This is a genomic window from Streptomyces sp. NPDC002054 (genome assembly GCF_040296685.1).
GTDB lineage: Bacteria > Actinomycetota > Actinomycetes > Streptomycetales > Streptomycetaceae > Streptomyces.
In genome coordinates, this window is the sequence record NZ_JBEOXT010000016.1 from 74,933 (window position 1) to 94,464 (window position 19,532).

Here is a 19,532-nt window from a genome sequence, read left to right on the forward strand (position 1 = left end):
GAGGAGCCCCGTGTACACCCGGCAGAACCAGAAGAACCTCACCCGCGCCCAGAAGAAGGGGTTCGTCGCCGCGCTCCTGGAGCTCAAGCGGAACGGCACCTACGACCAGTTCGTCCGCACCCACGACCGCTGGTTCGTCCCGGACCGCGAGCGCAGGCTCCGGGTCGGCCACATGTCCCCGTCCTTCTTCCCCTGGCACCGCCGCTACCTCCTCGACTTCGAGAACAAGCTGCGCGAGCTCGACCCGGGCCTCGCCATCCCCTACTGGGACTGGACCACCGACCGCACCCCGGCGTCCTCCCTGTGGGCCGAGGACTTCATGGGCGGCACCGGCCGGGCATCCGACCGCCAGGTGACCACCGGCCCCTTCGCCCACGCGAAGGGCAACTGGCCGATCACCGTCGGCATCACCGAGGGCCGCTTCCTGACCCGCAACCTCGGCCGCCCGCGCAATCCGATCACCCTGCCCACCGCGGCCGAACTCCAATGGGCGATCGACGACCCGGTGTACGACACCGACCCGTGGGACTCCACGGCCTCCGCGGGCGGCTTCCGCAACAAGCTGGAGGGCTGGGCCGCCCCCCGGAGCGAGCGCTGGCGCAACCACAACAAGGTCCACCAGTGGATCGGCGGCCATATGACCGGCGGCACCGCCCCCAACGACCCGGTGTTCTGGCTGCACCACGCCTTCGTGGACCTCGTCTGGGACCGCTGGCAGAAGCAGCACCCCCGCTCCGGCTACCTGCCCGCCGCCCCGCTGGAGCGGTACGACCTCCAGTACGGCCGGGTGATCGCCCTGAACGAACCCATGCCGCCCTGGAACGTCCCGCCCCACGACCTCCTCGGCCACCAGGGCATCTACCGCTACGAGGCGTAGCGCAGGTACCGGAGGCGGACGAGGGGGCAAGGGGAAGGGCCCCCGCCGGTCACGGCAGGGGCCCTTCCGGTGCGGCCTGGCTCAGTGGCCGTAGCCGCCGGAGGTGTGGTGGTCCTTCTTCTCCTCGCCGGACGCGTTCACGCAGGTGTTGCCGAACGCCGGGTTCAGCAGCGCGATCACGTTCACCGTGTTGCCGCAGACGTTCACCGGCACGTGGACCGGAACCTGGACCAGGTTGCCCGACAGGACACCGGGGGAGCCGACCGCCGCACCGTGCGCTCCGGCATCGGCGACGGCCACACCCGCACCGGCGGCCAGAACGGAGCCGGCGGCAGCGGTGAGAGCAGCTGCCTTCGCAATACGCGACATCAAGATCTCCTTGTGAGATGTGGGGCTGCCGCAAGGACTGCGGCATTTGACATGGCATACAACGCCGCTGCCGCCCAGGGGTCACGGCCGCTGGGCCTACCCGGTGAAACCCGGCCCCGCAGGTGCGCCCGCCCCACCGGCCCCGCAGGATGGTCTTCAGGCATATTCCGGCACCGCACCAACCCGGCGCGACACGATGCGACACGACGCGACACGACACGGCAGGAGAAGGCGATGGCACAGGCGGACGGCTCCCTGGTCAGGGTGGTCACCCGGCACGGCACGGTCGGCGGCCGGTACGAGGCCGAGGCCCGGTCCGGGCGGCGGGTCGCCGTGTTCCGCGGCATCCCGTACGCCGCCCCGCCCGTCGGCGCACTGCGCTTCGCCGCCCCGCAGCCCCCGGCGGCCTGGGACGGCGTACGGGAGACGACCGCGTTCGGCCCCACCGCGCCCAAGGTGCCCAATCCGCCGCCGTTCGACCGGCTGCTCCCCGACCCCGAGGTGCCCGGCGACGACTGCCTGAACCTCAATGTGTGGACCCCCGACCCGGCCCGGTCGGCCCGGCTGCCGGTCATGGTCTGGATCCACGGCGGATCTCTGACCCGGGGCTCCTCCGCCGTCCCCGTCTACGACGGGGCGTCCTTCGCCCGGGACGGCGTGGTGCTGGTCTCGCTCAACTACCGGCTCGGGGTGCTCGGCTACGGGCTGTTCCCCGATGCCCCGCCCAACCGCGGCCTGCTGGACCAGATCGCCGCCCTGGAGTGGGTCCGGGACAACATCGCGGCCTTCGGCGGCGACCCGTCCCGGGTCACCGTCTTCGGCGAGTCGGCCGGAGCCATCAGCGTCGGGGCGCTGCTGGCCGCCCCGCGTGCCGCCGGTCTCTTCGCCCGGGCCGTCCTGCAGAGCGGGGCCCCCGAGGTGCTGCCGCGCGACCGGGTGCGGACCATGGTCCGCCGGATGGCCTCCCTGCTCAAGGTGCCCGCCACCGCCGCGGCCTTCGCCGCCGTCGACCGGTCCGTCCTGCTCACCGCCCAGGCTGCCGTGCTGAAGCGCTCCGGCCTGCTCTTCGGCGGGCCCGCCTTCGGCCTGGTCACCGACCCCGGCTCGGTGCCCTCCGACCCGCTCGATGCGCTCACCGTCGCCGGCCCGGACCGGCTCTCGGACCGGATTCCCCTGCTGCTGGGCTGGACCACGGAGGAGTACCGGCTGTGGCTCGCGCCCACCGGCACCCTGCGGATCCTGGACCGGCTCGGCCCGCTCGCCCCCGCGCTGGCCCGGCTGCGCACCGGGAAGGACCGGGCCGCCGTACGGGCGCTGCGTACGGTGCATCCGGCGGCCGGCCCCGGGGAGCTCGCCGGACAGCTGATCACGGACCGGCTGCTGCGGGATCCGCTGCGGCGGCTCGCGGACACCCGGCGCACCGCCCCGGGCTATGTGTACGAGTTCGGCTGGCCCTCCGGCGTCCCCGGCATGGGCAGCTGCCACGCCCTGGAACTCGGCTTTGTGTTCGACACCCTCGCGGTGCCGGAGGCGGCCTGGCTGGCCGGCCCGGACACCCCGCAGGAGCTTGCCGACACCATGCACGCGGCCTGGGTGTCCTTCGCCGCCACCGGGAACCCGGGCTGGGCCGCCTGGGACGGCTCCGGCCCGCCGAGGGTGTTCGGCGGGCCGGTGGCCGAGTACGGGCAGGACTGGCAGGACGGGCCGGGCGGCGCTACGAAGCCGGAACGGGTCCTTCCATGACCTTGCTGATGAACTCGATGGCCTGCTGCCCCATCGCCGGCACATAGGTCTTCGCGTTGTGCCGGCCGCCCTGGATCACGTTCAGGTCGGTGTGGATGGGCCCCTTGCCGTAGGTGGCGATGAACTTCCGCACGTCCGGCAGGGTCTTCTTGTTGCTCTCGTCGGTGCCGACCTGGAAGGCGAGGTAGACGTCCGGGCCCTTGCGCCGGATCAGCTCCTGCGCCAGCAGCTCCGGGTTGTTCTCGGCCTTCTCCTTCTCGTGGCCCTTCCACAGCGGGGAATCCGGGACGATGTCCGGGCCGGAGGCGATCACGGCCTTGAACCGGTCCGGGTGCTTCAGCACGGCCTTCAGCCCGGCGAACCCGCCGGTGGAGGAGCCCATGAAGGCCCAGCCGTCCCGCGACTTGATGGTGCGGAAGTTCGCCTTCATCAGGTCCGGGACGTCCTCGGTCAGCCAGCTGCCCATCTTCGGCTCGCCGGGTATGTCGGAGCCGTCCCAGTAGATGCCCTTGTCGTCGGGGCCGGGGTTCAGCACGGGCATGGCCAGCAGGAACGGCTTGCCCTTGCCCTCCTTGTGCCACTGGCTGATGCTCTTCTGCAGCCCGAGGTCGGTGCCCATCCAGTAGTTCTTCGGGTATCCGGCACCGCCCGGCAGGGCGATCATCACGGGGAAGCCGCTGTTCGCGTACTGGGGGTCGCCGTACTCCTTGGGCGCCCACACCCACACCTTGCCCTTGAAGCCGGACTTCTTGCCGTCCAGCTCGGTGACGGCCACATGGGTGCCGTCGTCCAGGGTCATCGTGTTCTTGAAGGAGGCCGCCGGTCCGGTCGGCATCAGCACCTTGGAGTCGGCGGACTGGCCGGTGCCGCCCGCCCGGCCGCCGCCGCCCGGGGCCTGTCCGAAGGAGACCGGGTCCCCCTTGTCCGTGAACGGGGGTATCTCGAAGTAGGTCATCACCGCCGCGGCCCCCAGGCCGAGCACGGCGAGCGAGGCACCGGCCACCACCCAGCGGCGGACTCGGGACGGACGCCTGCGCCCCTCCGGCGGCTCGGACCGCGGGGCCTGCTCAAACTGCTCGGACTGCTCAGACTGCTGGTAGGGATACGACATCTGCCCTGTTCTCCGGCTGTACGTGGCTGTGCGTGAAGTGCTTCCCGATCGAGGATGCCGATCAGGGCCGCCGGGTTCCGTCGGGTTCCGTCCTTTTCCTTCTCTTGGCATGACCGAGGCAATACCTTGCCCGTCATGACGACACGCAGCCGGTTACTCGTCCTGTTCGCAGCCGTCGCCCTGCTCACGGCGGTGGCCGGGATCGCCGTGCTCCGGGCCGCCGAACGGGCCGAGGAGAAGACCCGGGCCCGGGACGGCGGCCCGGCGGTCACCCGGGGCCCGGTCTCCCTCGACCTCGGCGGCGAGCAGCGCATCGCCTTCCGGAACATGGCCTGGGGCCCGCACCGGGACGAGCTCACCACGGTGCCGGCCGCCCGCCCGGACGGCCCGCGGACCGCCTCCGGGGTGAACTGCCTGCGTTTCCACGCCGCCGCGGGCACCGGGATCTGCCTCCAGTCCGGTGGCCGGGTGGCGGTGCTCGACGTCTCCCTGAAGGAGATCGCGGCACATCCGGCGGCCGGCATTCCGACCCGGGCCCGGGTCTCGCCCGGGGGGCGGCTGGCCGCCTGGACGGTGTTCGTCGGCGGTGACTCGTACGCCGGGACGAACTTCTCCACCCGCACCTCGGTGCTCGACCTGCGCAGCGGCCGGCTGGAGGCCTCCTTGGAGGAGTTCACGATCCACAAGGACGGCCGGGTGTACCGCGCCGCCGACGTGAACTTCTGGGGGGTCACCTTCGCCGCCGACGAGCAGACCTTCTACGCGACCCTGGCCACCGGCGGGAAGACCCACCTGGTCCGCGGCGAGCTGGCCGCGCGGACCGTCAGCACGGTCCGCGAGAACGTGGAGTGCCCCTCCCTGTCGCCCGACGGCACCCGGATCGTGTTCAAGAAGCGGGTGGCCGGGCTGCCCGCCGAGGCGCCGTGGCGGCTGTACGCCCTGGACCTCGCCTCCGGCCGGGAGACCCCGCTCGGCGAGCAGCGGAGCGTGGACGACCAGGTGGTGTGGACGGACGCGAACACCGTCGTGTATTCGCTGCCCGGGGATTTCGGCGCCGATCTGTACGCCGTACCGGCCGACGGGAGCGGGTCTCCCCGCCGGCTGATGTCCTCGGCCCTGGCCCCCGCCTTCCTCGGCCCGAGATGAGCGAGGAGGGCAGGAGCACCCGCGGCAGCGGACATCAGCGGGCGCAGGACCGTTACGCCGGAACGAGCGTCTTGCGGCGGCGCCGGCGGGCCGGGGTCCGGGCGGCGACCCGCAGTTCGATGATCGACCGTACGGCCGGCCACTCCTCGTCCAGGACCGAGTAGAAGGCCGTACTGCGCACCGCACCGTCCAGCCCCCGCGAATGAGCCCGGCGGACCCCTTCGGAGGTGAAGCCGAGCCGCTCCATGGCGGCCCGGGAGCGGGCGTTCCGGGCGTCCGCACGCAGCGAGATGCGCCGGACCCCCCAGGTTTCGAAGGCGTGGCGGAGCATGAGCAGCTTCGCCTCGGTGTTGATGCCGGTTCCCTGGGCACTCGGCGACAGCCAGGTGTTCCCGATCTCGGCGGCATCGGGGATCGCCGTCACCGGATCCCCGTAGGGGACGCCGGGAACGGCGGGCCACACCAGCGGTCCCTGCCAGTAGTCGAGTTCCAGGAACCGGGTCGACCCGACCACACGCCCGTCCTTGGCTCTCACCACGGCGAAGGGGAGCGAGCGCCCCGCCGCCTGATCGGCGAGGGCACGGTGGATGTACTCGTGGGACGCCTGCACACCGTGGGGTACGGGAGTGAAGGCGTAAGTCGTACGATCCTCGGCCCCGGCCACGGCCAGGGCCTCGGTGTGGTGGGGGGCGAGGGGCTCGAGCCGCACGGTGCGGCCGGCGAGGAGTACGGGTACGGGCACGGCGCCGGTCCTTCTAGGCGGGTGGGTGGTTGCACAGTGTGCGCTCCGGACAGCGGTTCCCGGGCAAAACACGGATGAAAGGGAACAGGCGGTCAGGTGAACGCGAGTGGCTCAATGTAGCTCCTTCCCGTGATCACATGAACCCCCTTGCTGAGAACGGCACGACACAGTTTTACGACGAGGCCGGTCCGGGGGACGGACCGCCCGTACTGATGGTTCACGGACACCCGTTCAATCGCACTTTCTGGCACCCCCAGACGGCGGCACAGACGGCCGCCGGATACCGTGTCATCGCCCCTGACCTGCGGGGCTACGGGGAGAGCCCGGCGGTACCCGGGAAGACGCTGCTCGCCGATTTCGCCGCCGATCTCGCCGCCCTCCTCGACCGCCTCGGCATCGGCCGGACGGTGGTCGCGGCGTGTCCATGGGCGGGCAGATCGCCCGCCTGGGCACGGCCCGGAAATGGCCCACTCGAACGGCGGCGAAATGGACCTGCCGGGTGGGCCATGACCCTGGTGTGATCAGGGGGTGACGATACGGATCCTGCCCCCGCCCGGAGCGCCGCGCCGGCTGGCCGTCGCTCAGCTGAGCAATTCCGTCGGCGACGGCGCCTACTACGTATGTTCGGCCCTGTACTTCACCCGTGTGGTCGGACTCTCGCCCGCCCAGATCGGCCTCGGGCTGACGGTGGCCTGGGCCGTGGGCTCGGTGGCGGGGGTCCCGCTGGGGGCGCTCGCCGACCGCCGGGGCCCGCGTGGCACCTCGGTGCTGCTGGCCCTGGCCACCGCCGCCTCGGTCGCCTCCTTCCTGGTGATCCGCTCCTTCTGGCCCTTCCTGCTGGCCGCCTGCGTGTACGCGACCGCGCAGTGCGGGCTGGCCGCCGCCCGGCAGGCCCTGCTGGCCGGGCTGGTCCCGCCCGTCGGCCGCACCGGGGTCCTGGCCCACCTCCAGGCCATGCTGAACGCAGGGCTGGCGCTCGGGGCGGCGGTCGGCGGGCTGGCGCTGGGCGCCGACACCGCAGCCGCCTACCGGGCGGTGTTCGTGCTGGACGCGCTGAGCTTCCTGGTGTGCGCGGCAGTGCTGCTGCGGCTGCCGGCGGTCGCCCCGGCCCCGGTGCGGACGGCCGGGGAGCCCCGGCTCGCGGTGCTCCGGGACCGGCCGTACGCGCTGGTCACCCTGCTCAACGCGGTGCTGCTGCTGCGGATGCCGCTGCTCAGCCTCGCCGTCCCGCTGTGGATCGTGGAGCGCACGCAGGCCCCCGGCTGGCTGGTGTCGGCCCTGTTCGTGCTGAACACCGGTGCCGTGATGCTGTTCCAGGTGCGGATGGCCCGCCCGGTCACCGGCCTCGACAGCGCGCGGGCGGCGGTGCGCGGCTCGGGGGCGGTGATGCTGGCCTCCTGCGCGGTGTTCGGCCTGTCGGCGCTGCCCGGCTCGTGGTGGGCGGCCGGTGTGCTGCTGGTGCTGGGCGCCGCCCTCCAAGTGGTGGGGGAGATGCGGCAGTCCGCCGGGTCCTGGCAGATCGGCTTCGCGCTGGCCCCGGCCGAGCGGATCGGCCAGTACCAGGGCTTCTTCGGCACCGGCGTCCCGGTGGCCCGCACCCTGGGCCCGCTGCTGCTGACCTCGCTGCTGCTGCTCTGGGGCATCCCGGGCTGGCTGCTGCTGGGCGGGGTCTTCGTGGCCGCCTCGTACGCGATGGGCCCGGCGGTCCGGCGGGCCGCGGCGGCCGGGAGCGCCGTTGTAGGGTCGGCCTGACATGCTGTCATCGCCGAGGAGGACCGCCGTGCTGCGCGGACTGGCCACGATCAATTTCTGGGCGACGGACCATCCCGCCGCGATCCGCTGGTACACCGAACTGCTCGGCTTCGGCCCGTACTTCGAGCGCCCCGGCTACGCGGAGTTCCGGATCGGCGACCACCAGCACGAGCTGGGCCTGGTCGACGCCAAGTACGCCCCGCCGGGCGCGGCCGGCGGTCCCGCCGGGGCGGTGGCGTACTGGCACGTGGACGACCTGGAGGCGACCCTGAAGCGGCTGCTGGACCTCGGCGCCGAGGAGTACCAGCCGGTCACGGCCTGGGGCGATGCGGGCTTCGTCACGGCCTCGGTCACCGACCCCTTCGGCAACGTCCTCGGCATCATGACCAACCCGCACTACCTCGACATGCTGGGTCCCGAGGGCCCTGACGAGCCCGCGTAGCAAGCCCGCGTAGGCACCTGGGTACCGTCTCCGGTATGGAAGAGACACTGCGCCGGCTCGGCCGGGTCGGGCCGTTCTTCGCCGTGCGCTGCGGGGCGGAGCCGCCGCCCGGGGGTGGGTTCCGGACGCTGGCCGAGCTCTACGGGGGCGGCCCGGTGCTGGCCGGCTATGTGGCCGAGGTGGGCCGGCGGATGGGCGGGGCGGAGCCGCGGGTGGCCGCGTCCACGCTGCAGTTCGGGCTGGCCGCCCGGATGTGGTCCCTCGGCCTCGGGGCGGTGGCGCTGAGCGGCCGGACCCCCGACCTGGACCCCGTACGGGTGTGGTGGCGGCTGCCCGAGGGGAGTTCGGTGGAGCTGTGGCTGCCCGAACCCGGGTCCCGGCCCGGCGCGGAGCTCGGGGAGACCGTCCTCGGCCATCTCGCGCCCCTGGAGCAGGCCCTGCACCTCGGCTACCGGGTCTCGCCGCAGACCCTGCGCGGCAACTCCGCCTCCGGGCTGGTCGGAGCGCTGCGCGAGCTCACCAACCGGATGCCGGACGCGGAGCGGGCCGCCGCGGGCGCCGTCGCCGGGCTCCTGGCGGACGGCCCGCTCGCCGGGACCGGCACCTTCGTCCACGAGGAGGGCCTCGGTGCGGCCTTCGTCCGCCGCAGCTGCTGCCTCTACTACCGGGCGCCCGGCGGTGGCCTCTGCGGGGACTGTGTGCTGCGGACCCGGCAGCGGACGACCAACCGGCGGAGCTGAGAAGGGGGAGGCGGACGGGGGCCGTTCGGAGCAGCGGCGGGTGTGGCGGGCCGTGCCGCGCCCCCACCACCTCCTACGGTCCGCAGCATGAGCAACCCGCGCACCCCGAACACCCCGCACACGCCGAATACCGCGACCCCGCAGTCCGCGAAGGAGCCGAACGCCCGCCTCAGCCGCCGCACGGCGCTGGGCGGTCTCGCCGCCGGGGCCGGGGCCCTCGCCCTGGGAGGTACCGCCGTGGTCGCCGCCGCGCCCAAGCCGCCGGCCGGCTTCGCGAAGGGGGGCGGCACCGGCCCCACCCCCGGGGCCATGACCCTGTTCGCCGATCCGGGCTTCAACTTCGCCGGCCTCCTCGCCCTCGGCGGCGCCGGCATGCACGCCTCGGAGGTCGGCGAGGTGCTCACCATCGTCAACGCGATCAACGCGGCCGGCCTGTCCGAGCAGACCTTCAGCGACACCTTCCGCCGCTGGGGCGACCGGCTGCTCGCTCCGCCGCCGTCCCCCGACAGGTCCCGGCAGGGCCATGAAACCCCGTCCCAGACCCGCCGGTTCCGCTCCCTGCGGGCTGCCCAGTACTACGCCCAGTCGCTGTTCTACGTCCTCGGCACCGACTCGCCCGGCGACGAGGAAGAGGTCTACCGGGCCGGCCGCCGCGCCTGGGACACCTTCGCCAAGCTGTGCACCCCGCCCGCGGTCCGCGCCCGGGTCCCCTACGGCAGGACCGAACTCCCGGTGTGGTTCTTCCGCCCCGAGGGCCCGGAGAAGCCCCGGCCCACGGTGATCCTCACCAACGGCAGCGACGGCCAGAACGTCGACATGTGGACCTACGGGGTGAGCGCGGCCCTCGACCGGGGCTGGAACGCGCTGGTCTACGACGGCCCGGGCCAGGGCGAGATGCTCTTCGTCCACGAGATGCCGTTCACCACCCGCTGGGAACAGGTGGTCGGGCCGCTCGTCGACTGGCTGGACGGCCGCAAGGACGTCGACAGCGGGCGGATCGCCCTCACCGGCCTCAGTATGGGCGGCAACCTGGTCGCCCGGGCCGCCGCCTTCGAGCACCGGCTGGCCGCCGTGGTCTGCCAGCCCGGCTGTGTCAGCCCCTGGCTGGGCTTCGATGCCGAACTCCGGGAGATCGTCACCCCCGACAAGGAGGAGACCAACCGGATCTGGAACGAGGAGGTGGTCCCCGAACTGACCCCGCAGCTGGCCTTCACGGTGAAGAAGCGCTTCGAGATCTTCTCGAGGGAGGCCCTGCGGCAGGCCCGGGCCGGGCAGGTACTGACCGACCTGTGGACCCCGGCCCAGGTCGCCATCGGGCTCGACATCACCCGCGTGGTGCCGCGGATCAAGGCACCGACCCTCGTCCTCGACTACGAGGACGAGGTCTTCTACCCCGGGCAGCCGCAGCAGATGTTCGACCTGCTGCGGGCCCCGAAGGCGTACTACAAGTTCACCCGGGCCACCGGGGCGCAGCTGCACTGCTCCCCGATGGCCCCGCAGCAGCACTGCGAGTTGGTGTTCGACTGGCTGGCGGAAACCCTCAGAAAGTGAGGTTCCAGGCGTCGATCTTGCCGGTGTCCTGGCTGGCGTTGTCGTTCACGCGCAGCTTCCAGGTGCCGTTGGCCACCTCGGCGGAGGCGTTGACCGTGTAGGTCTGGTTGATGTTGTCGGTTCCGCCGCCGGTGCGGTTGTGCAGGGTGTAGACGGTGCCGTCCGGGGCGACCAGGTCGACCTTCAGGTCACCGATGTAGGTGTGCTGGATGGCCACGCCCACCTTGAGGGTGGCCGGCGCGTTGCCGGTCACCCCGGTGACCGCGATCGGGCTTTCCACCGTGGTGTTGTCGCCGACCGCGACATCGCCGGTGTTCTCGAAGTACTTCCCGGGCGGCGGGGTGGAGCCGCCGACCGCCTTCAGCGCGTCGACCTGGCCCTCGCCGAAGAAGCTGTTGTTGGCGGTGGTGCCGGTGCAACGGCTGTCGGACGGGCAGGCGATGTCATTGGCTTGGGTGGCCAGCCGGGCGCGGATGTCCGCCGGGGTGAGGGAGGGGTTCACGCTCGCGAGGAGCGCCGCCACGCCCGCGACATGCGGCGAGGCCATGGACGTACCGCTCAGCGAGGAGTACTTGCCGCCGGGAACGGTGCTGTAGACACCCTCGCCGGGCGCGGACACCTCGATGATGTCGCGGCCGAAGTTGGAGAACGAGGCCTTAGTGGTGCCGGAGCCGTTCGCGGCGACCGTGACCACGCCCGGCAGCTCGGCCGGGATGTCGAGGCAGGCGTTGGTGATGGTGCGGGTCACCGGGGTCGAGTCGTTCGGGCTCGCGGTGTCGGTGGTCTTGTTCGCCAGGTTGTAGTTGGCGTTGCCGGCCGCGGCGACCTGCAGCGAGCCCTTGCCCTCGGCGTACTTCTGGGCGCGGCCCACACCCTCCAGGATGGCGGCCTGGTCCAGGTTGTCGGGGCAGTTGAACTGCCACGGGTCGGTGTAGTAGCTGTTGTTGGTGACCTTGAAGCCGTGGTCACCGGACCACATGAACCCGCAGATGGTGTTCTCCGGGAAGAACAGCGTGGTGCCCGGCTCGGCGATGCGGACCGAGGAGATCTTCACCCCCGGGGCGACGCCGATGGCGCCCTTGCCGTTCTTGGCCGCCGCGACCGTGCCGGCCACGTGGGTGCCGTGCTGGTCCACGTCCCGCCAGGCACCGGCCCGGGTGTCGGGCTTTCCGTACGCGCAGGACACCGAGTCCGCGGCGTTGAAGTTCGGCGCGATGTCCTGGTGCTGGTCGTCCACGCCGGTGTCCAGGATGCCCACCTTGACGGAGGGCGAGCCGGTGGTGACGGCCCAGGCCTGGTCGGCCTTGATCTGGCTCATGTCGGCGCGGACCGGCTCCGTCGCAGGGGCCGCGGACTGCGCCGGGTTGGCCGGCAGGGCCGGGTTGTAGGCGTCCGCCGGCACGTCCGAGGTGCGGGTGGCGCCGACCTGCTGGACGCCGGAGACCCCGCGCATGGTGGTGGCGAAGGTGCCGGAGGCCGAGTGGGCCACGATCACGCCGATGGCGTCGAAGTACGAGAAGACCGTACCGCCGTTGGACGTGACGGCCGAGCGTACCGCCGAGGTGTCACCGGGAGCGGTGATCACCAGGTAGGCGCGGGTGCCGGCGGCCCAGGTCGCACTCTGGGCGGTCGGCGCGGCCGGTGCGGCCGGTGCCGCGGACCGGAAGGCCGCGGCGGGTGCACCGGAAGGGGAGACGGGAGCGGTGTCGGCGAATGCGGCCGGAGCCGCGAGGGTCAGGGCGGCACCGATCGCGGCCAGGGCCGCGAGGCTGCGTCGGGGGCGGCTGGATATGTGGGGTATCAATGCGTCCTCCGAGGACCCGGAGTGCGGATGGCACCTACCGGGTCGTACGAAACGAGTGGTGGACGCAAGATGGCAGAAAGATGCGCCTGGGCGGAAGTACCTTTCGGCGCACGTCAGTTACTGTCCCACTGGCCGAAAATGATCGTTCACGGGCAAAGCCGACCGGGCGGGGCGCCATGGGGGCGCGCCCTGCCCGGCCGGCCGGCCGGTGCACCTGCGAGGAGGGAAGGGGCGGTGCACCGAGGTCTCCGCGGGGGGCCGTTCGGGTCGGCCGGCCGCCTGCGGAGGAGCCGCGGGGATCAGACCCGGACGGGGTCCTTGGCCTCGGCGGGCGCGTCGGACGGGCCCGCTTCCTTGGGTACGTCCCCGTCCCCGTCCCCGTGCCCGTCCGGGCCGGGACCGTGGCCATGGCCGTCGGAGAGCAGGGTGGCCTCGTCGAACGGGAGGCGGCCCGCCAGGACTTCGGTCGCCCGTGCGCGGTCGAACTCCTTGGTCCAGGTACCCACCAGCACCGTTGCGACCGCATTGCCCGCAAAGTTGGTCAGGGCCCGCGCCTCGCTCATGAACCGGTCGATGCCCACGATCAGCCCGACCCCGTCGACGAGTTCGGGCCGGTGCGACTGCAGGCCGCCCGCCAGGGTCGCCAGCCCGGCACCGGTCACCCCGGCCGCGCCCTTCGAGGCGATCACCATGAACAGCAGCAGCGAGATCTGCTCGCCGAGCGCCAGCGGATCGCCCATGGCCTCCGCGATGAACAGCGAGGCCATCGTGAGGTAGATCGCCGTGCCGTCCAGATTGAAGGAGTAGCCGGTGGGCACGGTGATGCCGGTGACCGGCTTGGACACCCCCAGGTGCTCCATCTTGGCGATCAGCCGCGGCAGCGCCGACTCCGAGGAGGAGGTGGAGAGGATCAGCAGGAACTCCCGGCCCAGGTACTTCAGCAGTGCGAACACGCTGATCCCGGTGCATACCCGCAGCAGCGTGCCCAGCACCACGAACACGAACAGCAGGCAGGTGGCGTAGAAGCCCAGCATGATCACCGCGAGGGACTTCAGGGCGTCCATGCCGGTGGCGCCGACCACCGCCGCGATTGCCCCGAACGCGCCCACCGGCGCCGCCCACATGATCATCGACAGCACCCGGAAGACCAGCTGCTGCACATGCCCGATGCCTCGCAGCACCGGCTCGCCCGCCGTCCCCATGGCCTGGAGCGCGAACCCGCACAGCAGCGCCACCAGCAGCGTCTGCAGCACCTCGCCCTCGGTGAAGGCCGACACCAGGGTCTTCGGGATGATCCCCAGCAGGAAGTCCGCCGTCGACTCGGCACCGCCCGCCTTCGCCTGGGCCTCGCCCGCGCTGCGCACCGCCTCCGTCAGGTGCAGGCCGCTGCCCGGTTCCAGCAGATTGCCCACCAGCAGGCCGATCGCCAGCGCCACGGTCGACATCACCATGAAGTAGCCGAGCGCCAGCCCGCCCACCGCGCCGACCTTGGCCGCCTTGCGGACCGAGCCGACGCCCAGCACGATCGTGCAGAAGATCACCGGCGAGATCATCATCTTGATCAGGTTCACGAAGCCGGTGCCGAGCGGCTTCAGCTCGACGGCCACGCCGGGCGCGGCAAAGCCCGTCACGACGCCGAGCACCACCGCGGCGATCACCGCGATGTAGAGATAGTGGGTTCTGTCCCGGCGGGCGGCCACGTTGCCTCCTGGTATTGCTTGGTATTGCGAATGCGTTCCGGGAGACCATCGCCCAGTCCTGTGACCCCGGTCACCCTTGCGTTCATTGAGTTCACGGTCCGGTGCACACTGAACGCCATGTTCCGCATCCCCCGTCCGCGCAGCCTGGCCGGACAGCTGTTCGCCATGCAGGTCGTGCTGGTCGCGGTGGTGGTGGCCGGCTGTGCGGTGTTCGCGTACGCCACGGCGCGCCGCCAGGCCGAAGAGGCCGCCGAGCGCCAGGCGCGCGCGGTCGCCCGTGCCGTCGCCGACTCCCCGTCCGTACGTGAGGCCGTCCGCGGACCCGACCCCACGGCCGTGCTCCAGCCGTACGCCGAGCAGGTCCGCACCGGCGCGGGCGTGGACTTCGTCACGATCATGGCTCCGGACGGGCGGCGCTGGACCCACCCCGACCCCCGCCGGATCGGCGAGCGCTTCCTCGGCAACACCGGGCCCGCCCTGCACGGCAGGACCTTCACCGAGACCTACACCGGCACCCTCGGACCCTCCATCCGCGTGGTGACCCCGGTGCGCGACGGAGGCCGGATCACCGGCCTGGTCAGCGCCGGCATCACGGTCCGCGCGATCAGCGACCGGCTCGGCGGCCAGCTCACGGCGCTCGGCTGGGTCGCGGCCGGCGCCCTCGCCCTCGGCGGGGCCGGCACCCATGTGATCAACGCCCGGCTGCGCCGGCACACCCACGGCATGAACGCCGCCGAGCTCAGCCGGATGCACGACTACCACCAGGCCGCGCTGCACGCCGTCCGGGAAGGACTGCTGATGCTCGACGGGCAGCGCCGTGTCTCCCTGGTCAACGACGCCGGACGGGAGCTGCTCGGGGTCCGGGGCGAGGTGGTGGGCCGCAATGTCGCGGACCTCGGCCTGCCGGCCCCGCTCACCGGCGCCCTGCTGGCCGATCGGCCCCGGGTGGACGAGGTCCATCTGACCGCCGACCGGGTCCTCGTGGTGAACAGTGCACCGGTGGCGGGCGGCGGCCGGCGCGGCACCGTGGTGACCCTGCGCGACCACACCGAGCTCCAGGCGCTGACCGGCGAACTGGACCACGAGCGCGGCTTCACTCAGGCCCTGCGCTCCCAGGCCCACGAGGCGGCCAACCGGCTGCACACCGTGGTCTCGCTGGTCGAACTCGGCCGCACCGCCGAGGCGGTGGACTTCGCCACCGCCGAACTGGAGCTGGCCCAGGCCCTCACCGACCAGGTGCTCACCGCGGTGGACGAACCGGTGCTGGCGGCCCTGCTGCTGGCCAAGGCCGCGCAGGCGCACGAACGGGGGGTGGAGTTCGTGGTCACCGCGGACAGCCGGCGGCTGACCGCGGGATGCGGGGCGCTGCCGGCCCGGGACCTGGTCACCGTGCTGGGTAACCTGATCGACAACGCTGTCGACGCACTGACCGGGACCCCGGGCGCGCGGATCACCGTGACCGCCCGCCCCGACGGCGGAGACCTGCTGCTGCGGGTGGCGGACAACGGGCCCGGGCTGCCCGCCGGCGCCGATGTGTTCCGGCGCGGCTGGTCCGGCAAGGGGGAGGGGAGGGGCCTGGGCCTCGCCCTGGTCCGGCAGGCCGCGCAGCGGCACGGGGGCACGGTGGACGCTGCGGAAGTCCCGGGCGGGGGAGTGGAGTTCATCGTCCGACTGCCGATAGCGGTACCGAAAGCCGTGCCGTCCCCGGCCCCGGCCGCACGGCCGGCCGCAGGCACGAGTACACCCGAAGGAGGCCGCGGATGACCGGCGACAATGGCGGCGGCCGGGCGGTGCCCGGCGAGGCCGCGGTGCGGGTGCTCGTGGTCGAGGACGACCCCGTCGCCGCCGATGCGCACGCCCTGTACGTCGGCCGGGTGCCCGGCTTCACGGCCGTCGGCGCCGTCCACTCGCTGGCCGAGGCGGCCCGGGTGCTGGAGCGCACCCCGGTGGACCTGCTGCTGCTCGACCTCACCCTGCCCGACGGCCACGGGCTGCGCTTCGCGCGCGGTCTGCGGGCCGCTGGGCACCCGGTGGACGTGATCGTGGTGACCTCGGCCCGGGACCTCGCGGTGGTGCGGGAGAGCGTCTCGCTCGGCGTGGTCCAGTACGTACTGAAGCCCTTCGCCTTCCCCACCCTGCGCGAGCGCCTGCTGCGCTACGCGGAGTACCGCGCCGCCGCGGGCGCGGGCGAGGCGGCCGGCCAGGACGACGTGGACCGGGCACTGGCCGCCCTGCGCGCACCCCGCCCGGCTGCTCTGCCCAAGGGGCTGAGCGCGCCCACCCTGGACCGGGTCTGCGCCCTGCTCAGGGCGGCCCCGGACGGGCTCACCTCGGCCGGGGCCGCGGAGGCGGCGGGCATGTCGCGGATCACCGCCCGCCGCTACCTGGAGCATCTGGTGGACACCGGGCGCGCGGTACGCGCACCCCGGTACGGGCAGGTGGGGCGCCCTGAGCTGACCTACCGCTGGGTGCCGGAGGCCGGCTCGGTGTCGAAGGTGTAGAACTTCCGGTGGTCCAGCATGTCGGCGGGGGTGACATCGCCCCACGGCCGCATGGTGTCGTGCAGGTCGACCACGTTCGTGGTGCCCGCCGCCGGCAGGTACGGCGACTGCGGGTGCCGGGCCTGCCAGTCCGCCCACAGCTTGTCGATGTAGGCGTGGTGCATCCAGAACACCGGATCGTTGGGGGAGACCCCGGTGCCCATCTGGCCGCCGACCCAGACGTGCACCCGGTTGTGCAGGTTGGGGCCGCGCCAGCCCTCCAGGTGGTTGCGGAAGCCGCCGGAGGAGCTGTTCCAGGGGGCCATGTCGTACTCGGCCATGGAGAGGACGTTGTCCACCTCGGCCTTGGTGGGCAGCTGGGCGACCCCGCTGCCGAGCGCGCGCCGCAGGTAGGAGCGCCCGTCCACCCGGACGTTGATGTTCCAGGCGCCCGTGGAGTAGGCGAACGGCCCGTCCATGACCTGGCCGTCGCGGGCCCGGCCGGTGCCGCCGAGGAAGTCGGCGGCCCACAGGGAGGAGCGGGAGGTGCGGTCGGCCGTCCAGTCCCAGTAGGGCAGGGCGACCGCCGGGTCCACCTTCTGGAGCTCCTGCTCGAACTCGTTCAGGAAGCGGCGGTGCCAGGGCAGGAAGGAGGGGGAGCGGTGGCCGACCCGGTCGCCCGAATCGGTGTCGCCCATGATGAACCCGTTGTGGGTGGTGACGAAGCGGTCGTAGACGCCAGTGCGCTTGAGCTCGAGCAGGGCGGCGATGAAGCTCTTCTTCTCGGCGGCCGTCAGCGTGGCCTGGTTCTTGCGGACGGTCATACCGCACCGCCGAACGGGACGAGGGCGGCACCCTGGAGCTCGCGCACAGCGGCCCGGGCCAGCCCGCGGACCTCGGTGAAGGTCTCGTAGTGGTTGACCACGCTGATCCAGCTGCCGTCGGCGTTGCGCATCACATGCAGCTCGCGTCCGTCGATCCGGACCGTGGGGCCGCCGGGGGTGTGGTGGCCGCCGTGGTGACCGCCGTGCCCGCCCGTCGAGGCGGGCGTTATCTGTATCCGGCGGCCGAGGTAGACCTCGTCGACCGCACCCGGCGGGGTGGCGGCGGGGGCGGGGGCGGGCGCCGGGGAGGGAGAGGAGGAGGGTGCGGTGTGGCCGAGGGTAACGGCGTGGGCCGTCGTGGCGAGGCCGAGGGCCGTGAGGGTGGCGGCCGAGGTACCGAGTGCCCGACGTCTGGTGATCATGTTCATGAGGGGAAGAAGTACCAGGACCCGTGGGGCAGTTGGCGTAGATCCGGACATCCGCGGATATGTTGCCCATAGAACAAGATTGAGGATCTTCCCGTCCGCACCGGCTCCAGTGGCCCGGACGGGAAGATCTTGCGGCCTGAGCCTACCTGGCCGTAAATCCTCCGGAATCTGGGGGTCCTCATGAACGGGCTCGCACCACGGAGTCGACCGGAAGCCTCTGTTGCGAAATGTCCCATATAGTCCACCTATGGCACTTCATGAGATGAAGGATCCTCGCGCTCTGGACGCCGACGCGGACGTGTTCGCCTCCCCGATGAGCGGCCGGGTACTGCCCAAGTACCGCATGCCCGAGGAGCACACCCCCGCCGAGGTCGTCTACTCACTGCTCCGCAACGAACTGCTGCTCGACGGAAACGCGGCGCAAAACCTCGCCACCTTCTGCACCACCTGGTCGGACGACGAGGTCCGCCGGCTGATGGACGTCTGCCTCAACAAGAACATGATCGACAAGGACGAGTACCCGCAGACCGCCGAGATCGAGGCCCGCTGTGTGAACATCCTGGCCGACCTGTGGAACGCCCCGTCCGGCACCGCGGCCACCGGCTGCTCCACCACCGGCTCCAGCGAAGCCGCCATGCTGGGCGGACTCGCCCTCAAATGGCGCTGGCGCGAGCGCCGGCGCGCCGAGGGAAAGCCCGTGGACCGCCCCAACCTGGTCTGCGGCCCGGTGCAGATCTGCTGGGACAAGTTCGCCCGGTACTTCGACGTGGAACTCCGCCAGGTCCCGGTGGAGGCCGGTGCCACCGGGCTGCGCCCGCACCAGCTCGCCCAGTACGTGGACGAGAACACCATCGGGGTGGTGGCCATCCTCGGCGTCACCTACACCTGCGACTACGAACCGGTCGCCGAGATCGCGGCCGAACTCGACCGGATCCAGGCGGAACACGGCTGGGACGTCCCCATCCACGTGGACGCGGCCAGCGGCGGCTTCGTCGCCCCCTTCCTCCACACCGACGTGGTCTGGGACTTCCGCCTCCCCCGGGTCGCCTCCGTCAACACCTCCGGCCACAAGTACGGCCTCGCCCCCCTCGGGGTCGGCTGGATCGTCTGGCGCACCGCCGACCTGCTGCCCGAGGACCTGGTCTTCCGGGTCGACTACCTGGGCGGCAACATGCCCACCTTCGCCCTCAACTTCTCCCGCCCCGGCGGCGAGATCATCGCGCAGTACTACCTCTTCCTGCGGCTCGGCCACGGCGGCTACCGCCGGGTCCAGCAGGCCTGCGCCGAGACCGCCCAGTACCTGGCCGCCCGGATCGCCGAACTGGGGCCCTTCACCCTGCTGTACGACGGCAAGGGCGCCCTCCCCGCCGTCTCCTACGCACTGACCGACCCGGCGGGCGCCGGGTTCAACCTGTACGACCTCTCCGACCGGCTGCGGATGCGCGGCTGGCAGGTCCCCTCGTACCCGCTGCCCGCCGACCGCGACGACACCGTCATCCAGCGTGTGCTCGTCCGGCACGGGGTGACCCGCGACCAGATGGCCCTGCTGGTCGAGGACATGCGCCGAGCCATCGAATACCTGAAAACCGCAGGCCCCCGCGGCTCGGCCGCAGACACCCCACGGCAGTCCGGCTTCCACCACTGAGACGGGGCGCGCGGCGGGGGCGGCCGGGCTGACCGAGGCCGCCCGGAGCCGGCCGGAGGGCGGCGCCGCGTCGCGCCGGCCGCTTCGGCGGGGCTGAGCGGGCGGTGCCAGCCGGGCTCGCCCGTGCCGGGCTGGCACGGTTGTGCCCCGCAGGCCCGCTCGTGTCCTGAGCGGCTTG

The 19,532-nt window shown here is 72.3% G+C and carries 18 protein-coding genes; 11 read left to right on the top strand and 7 right to left on the bottom strand.

Features of this window, described 5'->3' with window-relative positions; translation table 11 throughout:
• Positions 1 to 10: 10 nt before the first annotated feature.
• Positions 11 to 877, top strand: coding sequence for a tyrosinase family protein (locus tag ABT123_RS17065; RefSeq protein WP_351314548.1), 867 nt, complete (start codon positions 11 to 13; stop codon positions 875 to 877).
• A gap of 81 nt (positions 878 to 958) precedes the next feature.
• Here the strand turns inward: ABT123_RS17065 and ABT123_RS17070 are convergent, their stop codons facing one another.
• Positions 959 to 1,246: a chaplin gene (locus ABT123_RS17070; protein WP_351314551.1), complete on the bottom strand. Its 288-nt coding sequence runs from the start codon at positions 1,244 to 1,246 to the stop codon at positions 959 to 961.
• Between the two features lie 234 nt (positions 1,247 to 1,480).
• Between ABT123_RS17070 and ABT123_RS17075 the strand changes: the two genes are divergently transcribed.
• On the top strand, positions 1,481 to 2,989 hold the full coding sequence (locus ABT123_RS17075) for a carboxylesterase/lipase family protein (RefSeq protein ID WP_351314553.1): 1,509 nt from the start codon (positions 1,481 to 1,483) through the stop codon (positions 2,987 to 2,989).
• Here ABT123_RS17075 and ABT123_RS17080 read toward each other — a convergent pair.
• On the bottom strand, positions 2,961 to 4,100 hold the full coding sequence (locus ABT123_RS17080; protein ID WP_351314556.1) for an alpha/beta hydrolase: 1,140 nt from the start codon (positions 4,098 to 4,100) through the stop codon (positions 2,961 to 2,963). The genes ABT123_RS17075 and ABT123_RS17080 overlap by 29 nt on opposite strands.
• Positions 4,101 to 4,235: 135 nt before the next feature.
• Between ABT123_RS17080 and ABT123_RS17085 the strand changes: the two genes are divergently transcribed.
• Positions 4,236 to 5,246 carry a TolB family protein gene (locus tag ABT123_RS17085; protein ID WP_351314559.1) on the top strand — a complete coding sequence of 337 codons (1,011 nt, stop codon included), beginning with the start codon at positions 4,236 to 4,238 and terminating at the stop codon, positions 5,244 to 5,246.
• 52 nt (positions 5,247 to 5,298) lie between these two features.
• Here ABT123_RS17085 and ABT123_RS17090 read toward each other — a convergent pair whose 3' ends face one another.
• Positions 5,299 to 5,988 carry a GNAT family N-acetyltransferase gene (locus ABT123_RS17090; protein WP_351314562.1) on the bottom strand — a complete coding sequence of 230 codons (690 nt, stop codon included), beginning with the start codon at positions 5,986 to 5,988 and terminating at the stop codon, positions 5,299 to 5,301.
• A 212-nt stretch (positions 5,989 to 6,200) separates the two neighbouring features.
• On the opposite strand from ABT123_RS17090, the gene ABT123_RS17095 reads away from it, so the two are divergent.
• The 5 genes from ABT123_RS17095 to ABT123_RS17115 all read left to right on the top strand — a co-directional run bounded on the left by ABT123_RS17095 (position 6,201) and on the right by ABT123_RS17115 (position 10,473).
• Entirely contained in the window at positions 6,201 to 6,509 is a 309-nt protein-coding gene (locus ABT123_RS17095; protein ID WP_502970977.1) for an alpha/beta fold hydrolase, read from the top strand.
• 7 nt (positions 6,510 to 6,516) lie between these two features.
• A complete protein-coding gene (locus ABT123_RS17100) occupies positions 6,517 to 7,740 on the top strand; it encodes an MFS transporter (RefSeq protein ID WP_351314565.1) in 1,224 nt (407 codons plus the stop codon).
• 28 nt (positions 7,741 to 7,768) lie between these two features.
• Complete coding sequence (locus ABT123_RS17105) at positions 7,769 to 8,182, top strand: VOC family protein (RefSeq protein ID WP_351314568.1); 414 nt, start codon at positions 7,769 to 7,771, stop codon at positions 8,180 to 8,182.
• Positions 8,183 to 8,217: 35 nt separating this feature from the next.
• Positions 8,218 to 8,922 (top strand): (2Fe-2S)-binding protein, encoded by a 705-nt coding sequence (locus ABT123_RS17110; RefSeq protein ID WP_351314571.1) that lies wholly within the window; start codon positions 8,218 to 8,220, stop codon positions 8,920 to 8,922.
• A gap of 87 nt (positions 8,923 to 9,009) precedes the next feature.
• Positions 9,010 to 10,473, top strand: coding sequence for an alpha/beta hydrolase family protein (locus ABT123_RS17115; RefSeq protein WP_351314574.1), 1,464 nt, complete (start codon positions 9,010 to 9,012; stop codon positions 10,471 to 10,473).
• On the opposite strand, the gene ABT123_RS17120 is transcribed toward ABT123_RS17115, so the two are convergent.
• Positions 10,463 to 12,277 (bottom strand): S8 family serine peptidase, encoded by a 1,815-nt coding sequence (locus ABT123_RS17120; protein WP_351314577.1) that lies wholly within the window; start codon positions 12,275 to 12,277, stop codon positions 10,463 to 10,465. The two genes, ABT123_RS17115 and ABT123_RS17120, sit on opposite strands and share 11 nt — an antisense overlap.
• Positions 12,278 to 12,576: 299 nt before the next feature.
• On the bottom strand, positions 12,577 to 13,977 hold the full coding sequence (locus ABT123_RS17125) for a cation:dicarboxylate symporter family transporter (protein ID WP_351314580.1): 1,401 nt from the start codon (positions 13,975 to 13,977) through the stop codon (positions 12,577 to 12,579).
• Between the two features lie 117 nt (positions 13,978 to 14,094).
• Between ABT123_RS17125 and ABT123_RS17130 the strand changes: the two genes are divergently transcribed.
• Together ABT123_RS17130 and ABT123_RS17135 are read left to right on the top strand one after the other, a co-directional pair.
• Complete coding sequence (locus tag ABT123_RS17130; RefSeq protein ID WP_351314583.1) at positions 14,095 to 15,741, top strand: sensor histidine kinase; 1,647 nt, start codon at positions 14,095 to 14,097, stop codon at positions 15,739 to 15,741.
• On the top strand, positions 15,738 to 16,478 hold the full coding sequence (locus ABT123_RS17135; RefSeq protein ID WP_351314586.1) for a response regulator: 741 nt from the start codon (positions 15,738 to 15,740) through the stop codon (positions 16,476 to 16,478). The genes ABT123_RS17130 and ABT123_RS17135 overlap by 4 nt, the downstream gene beginning before the upstream one ends.
• Here ABT123_RS17135 and melC2 read toward each other — a convergent pair.
• A complete protein-coding gene (melC2, locus tag ABT123_RS17140) occupies positions 16,436 to 17,281 on the bottom strand; it encodes a tyrosinase MelC2 (RefSeq protein WP_351314589.1) in 846 nt (281 codons plus the stop codon). The two genes, ABT123_RS17135 and melC2, sit on opposite strands and share 43 nt — an antisense overlap.
• Positions 17,278 to 17,709: an apotyrosinase chaperone MelC1 gene (melC1, locus tag ABT123_RS17145; RefSeq protein WP_351314592.1), complete on the bottom strand. Its 432-nt coding sequence runs from the start codon at positions 17,707 to 17,709 to the stop codon at positions 17,278 to 17,280. The genes melC2 and melC1 overlap by 4 nt, the downstream gene beginning before the upstream one ends.
• A gap of 247 nt (positions 17,710 to 17,956) precedes the next feature.
• Here melC1 and gad point away from each other — a divergent pair, with 247 nt between their 5' ends.
• The gene (gene gad, locus ABT123_RS17150) at positions 17,957 to 19,354 is read left to right on the top strand and encodes a glutamate decarboxylase (RefSeq protein WP_351314595.1); all 1,398 of its coding nucleotides are present in this window, start codon (positions 17,957 to 17,959) and stop codon (positions 19,352 to 19,354) included.
• The last annotated feature ends 178 nt before the right edge of the window (positions 19,355 to 19,532 follow it).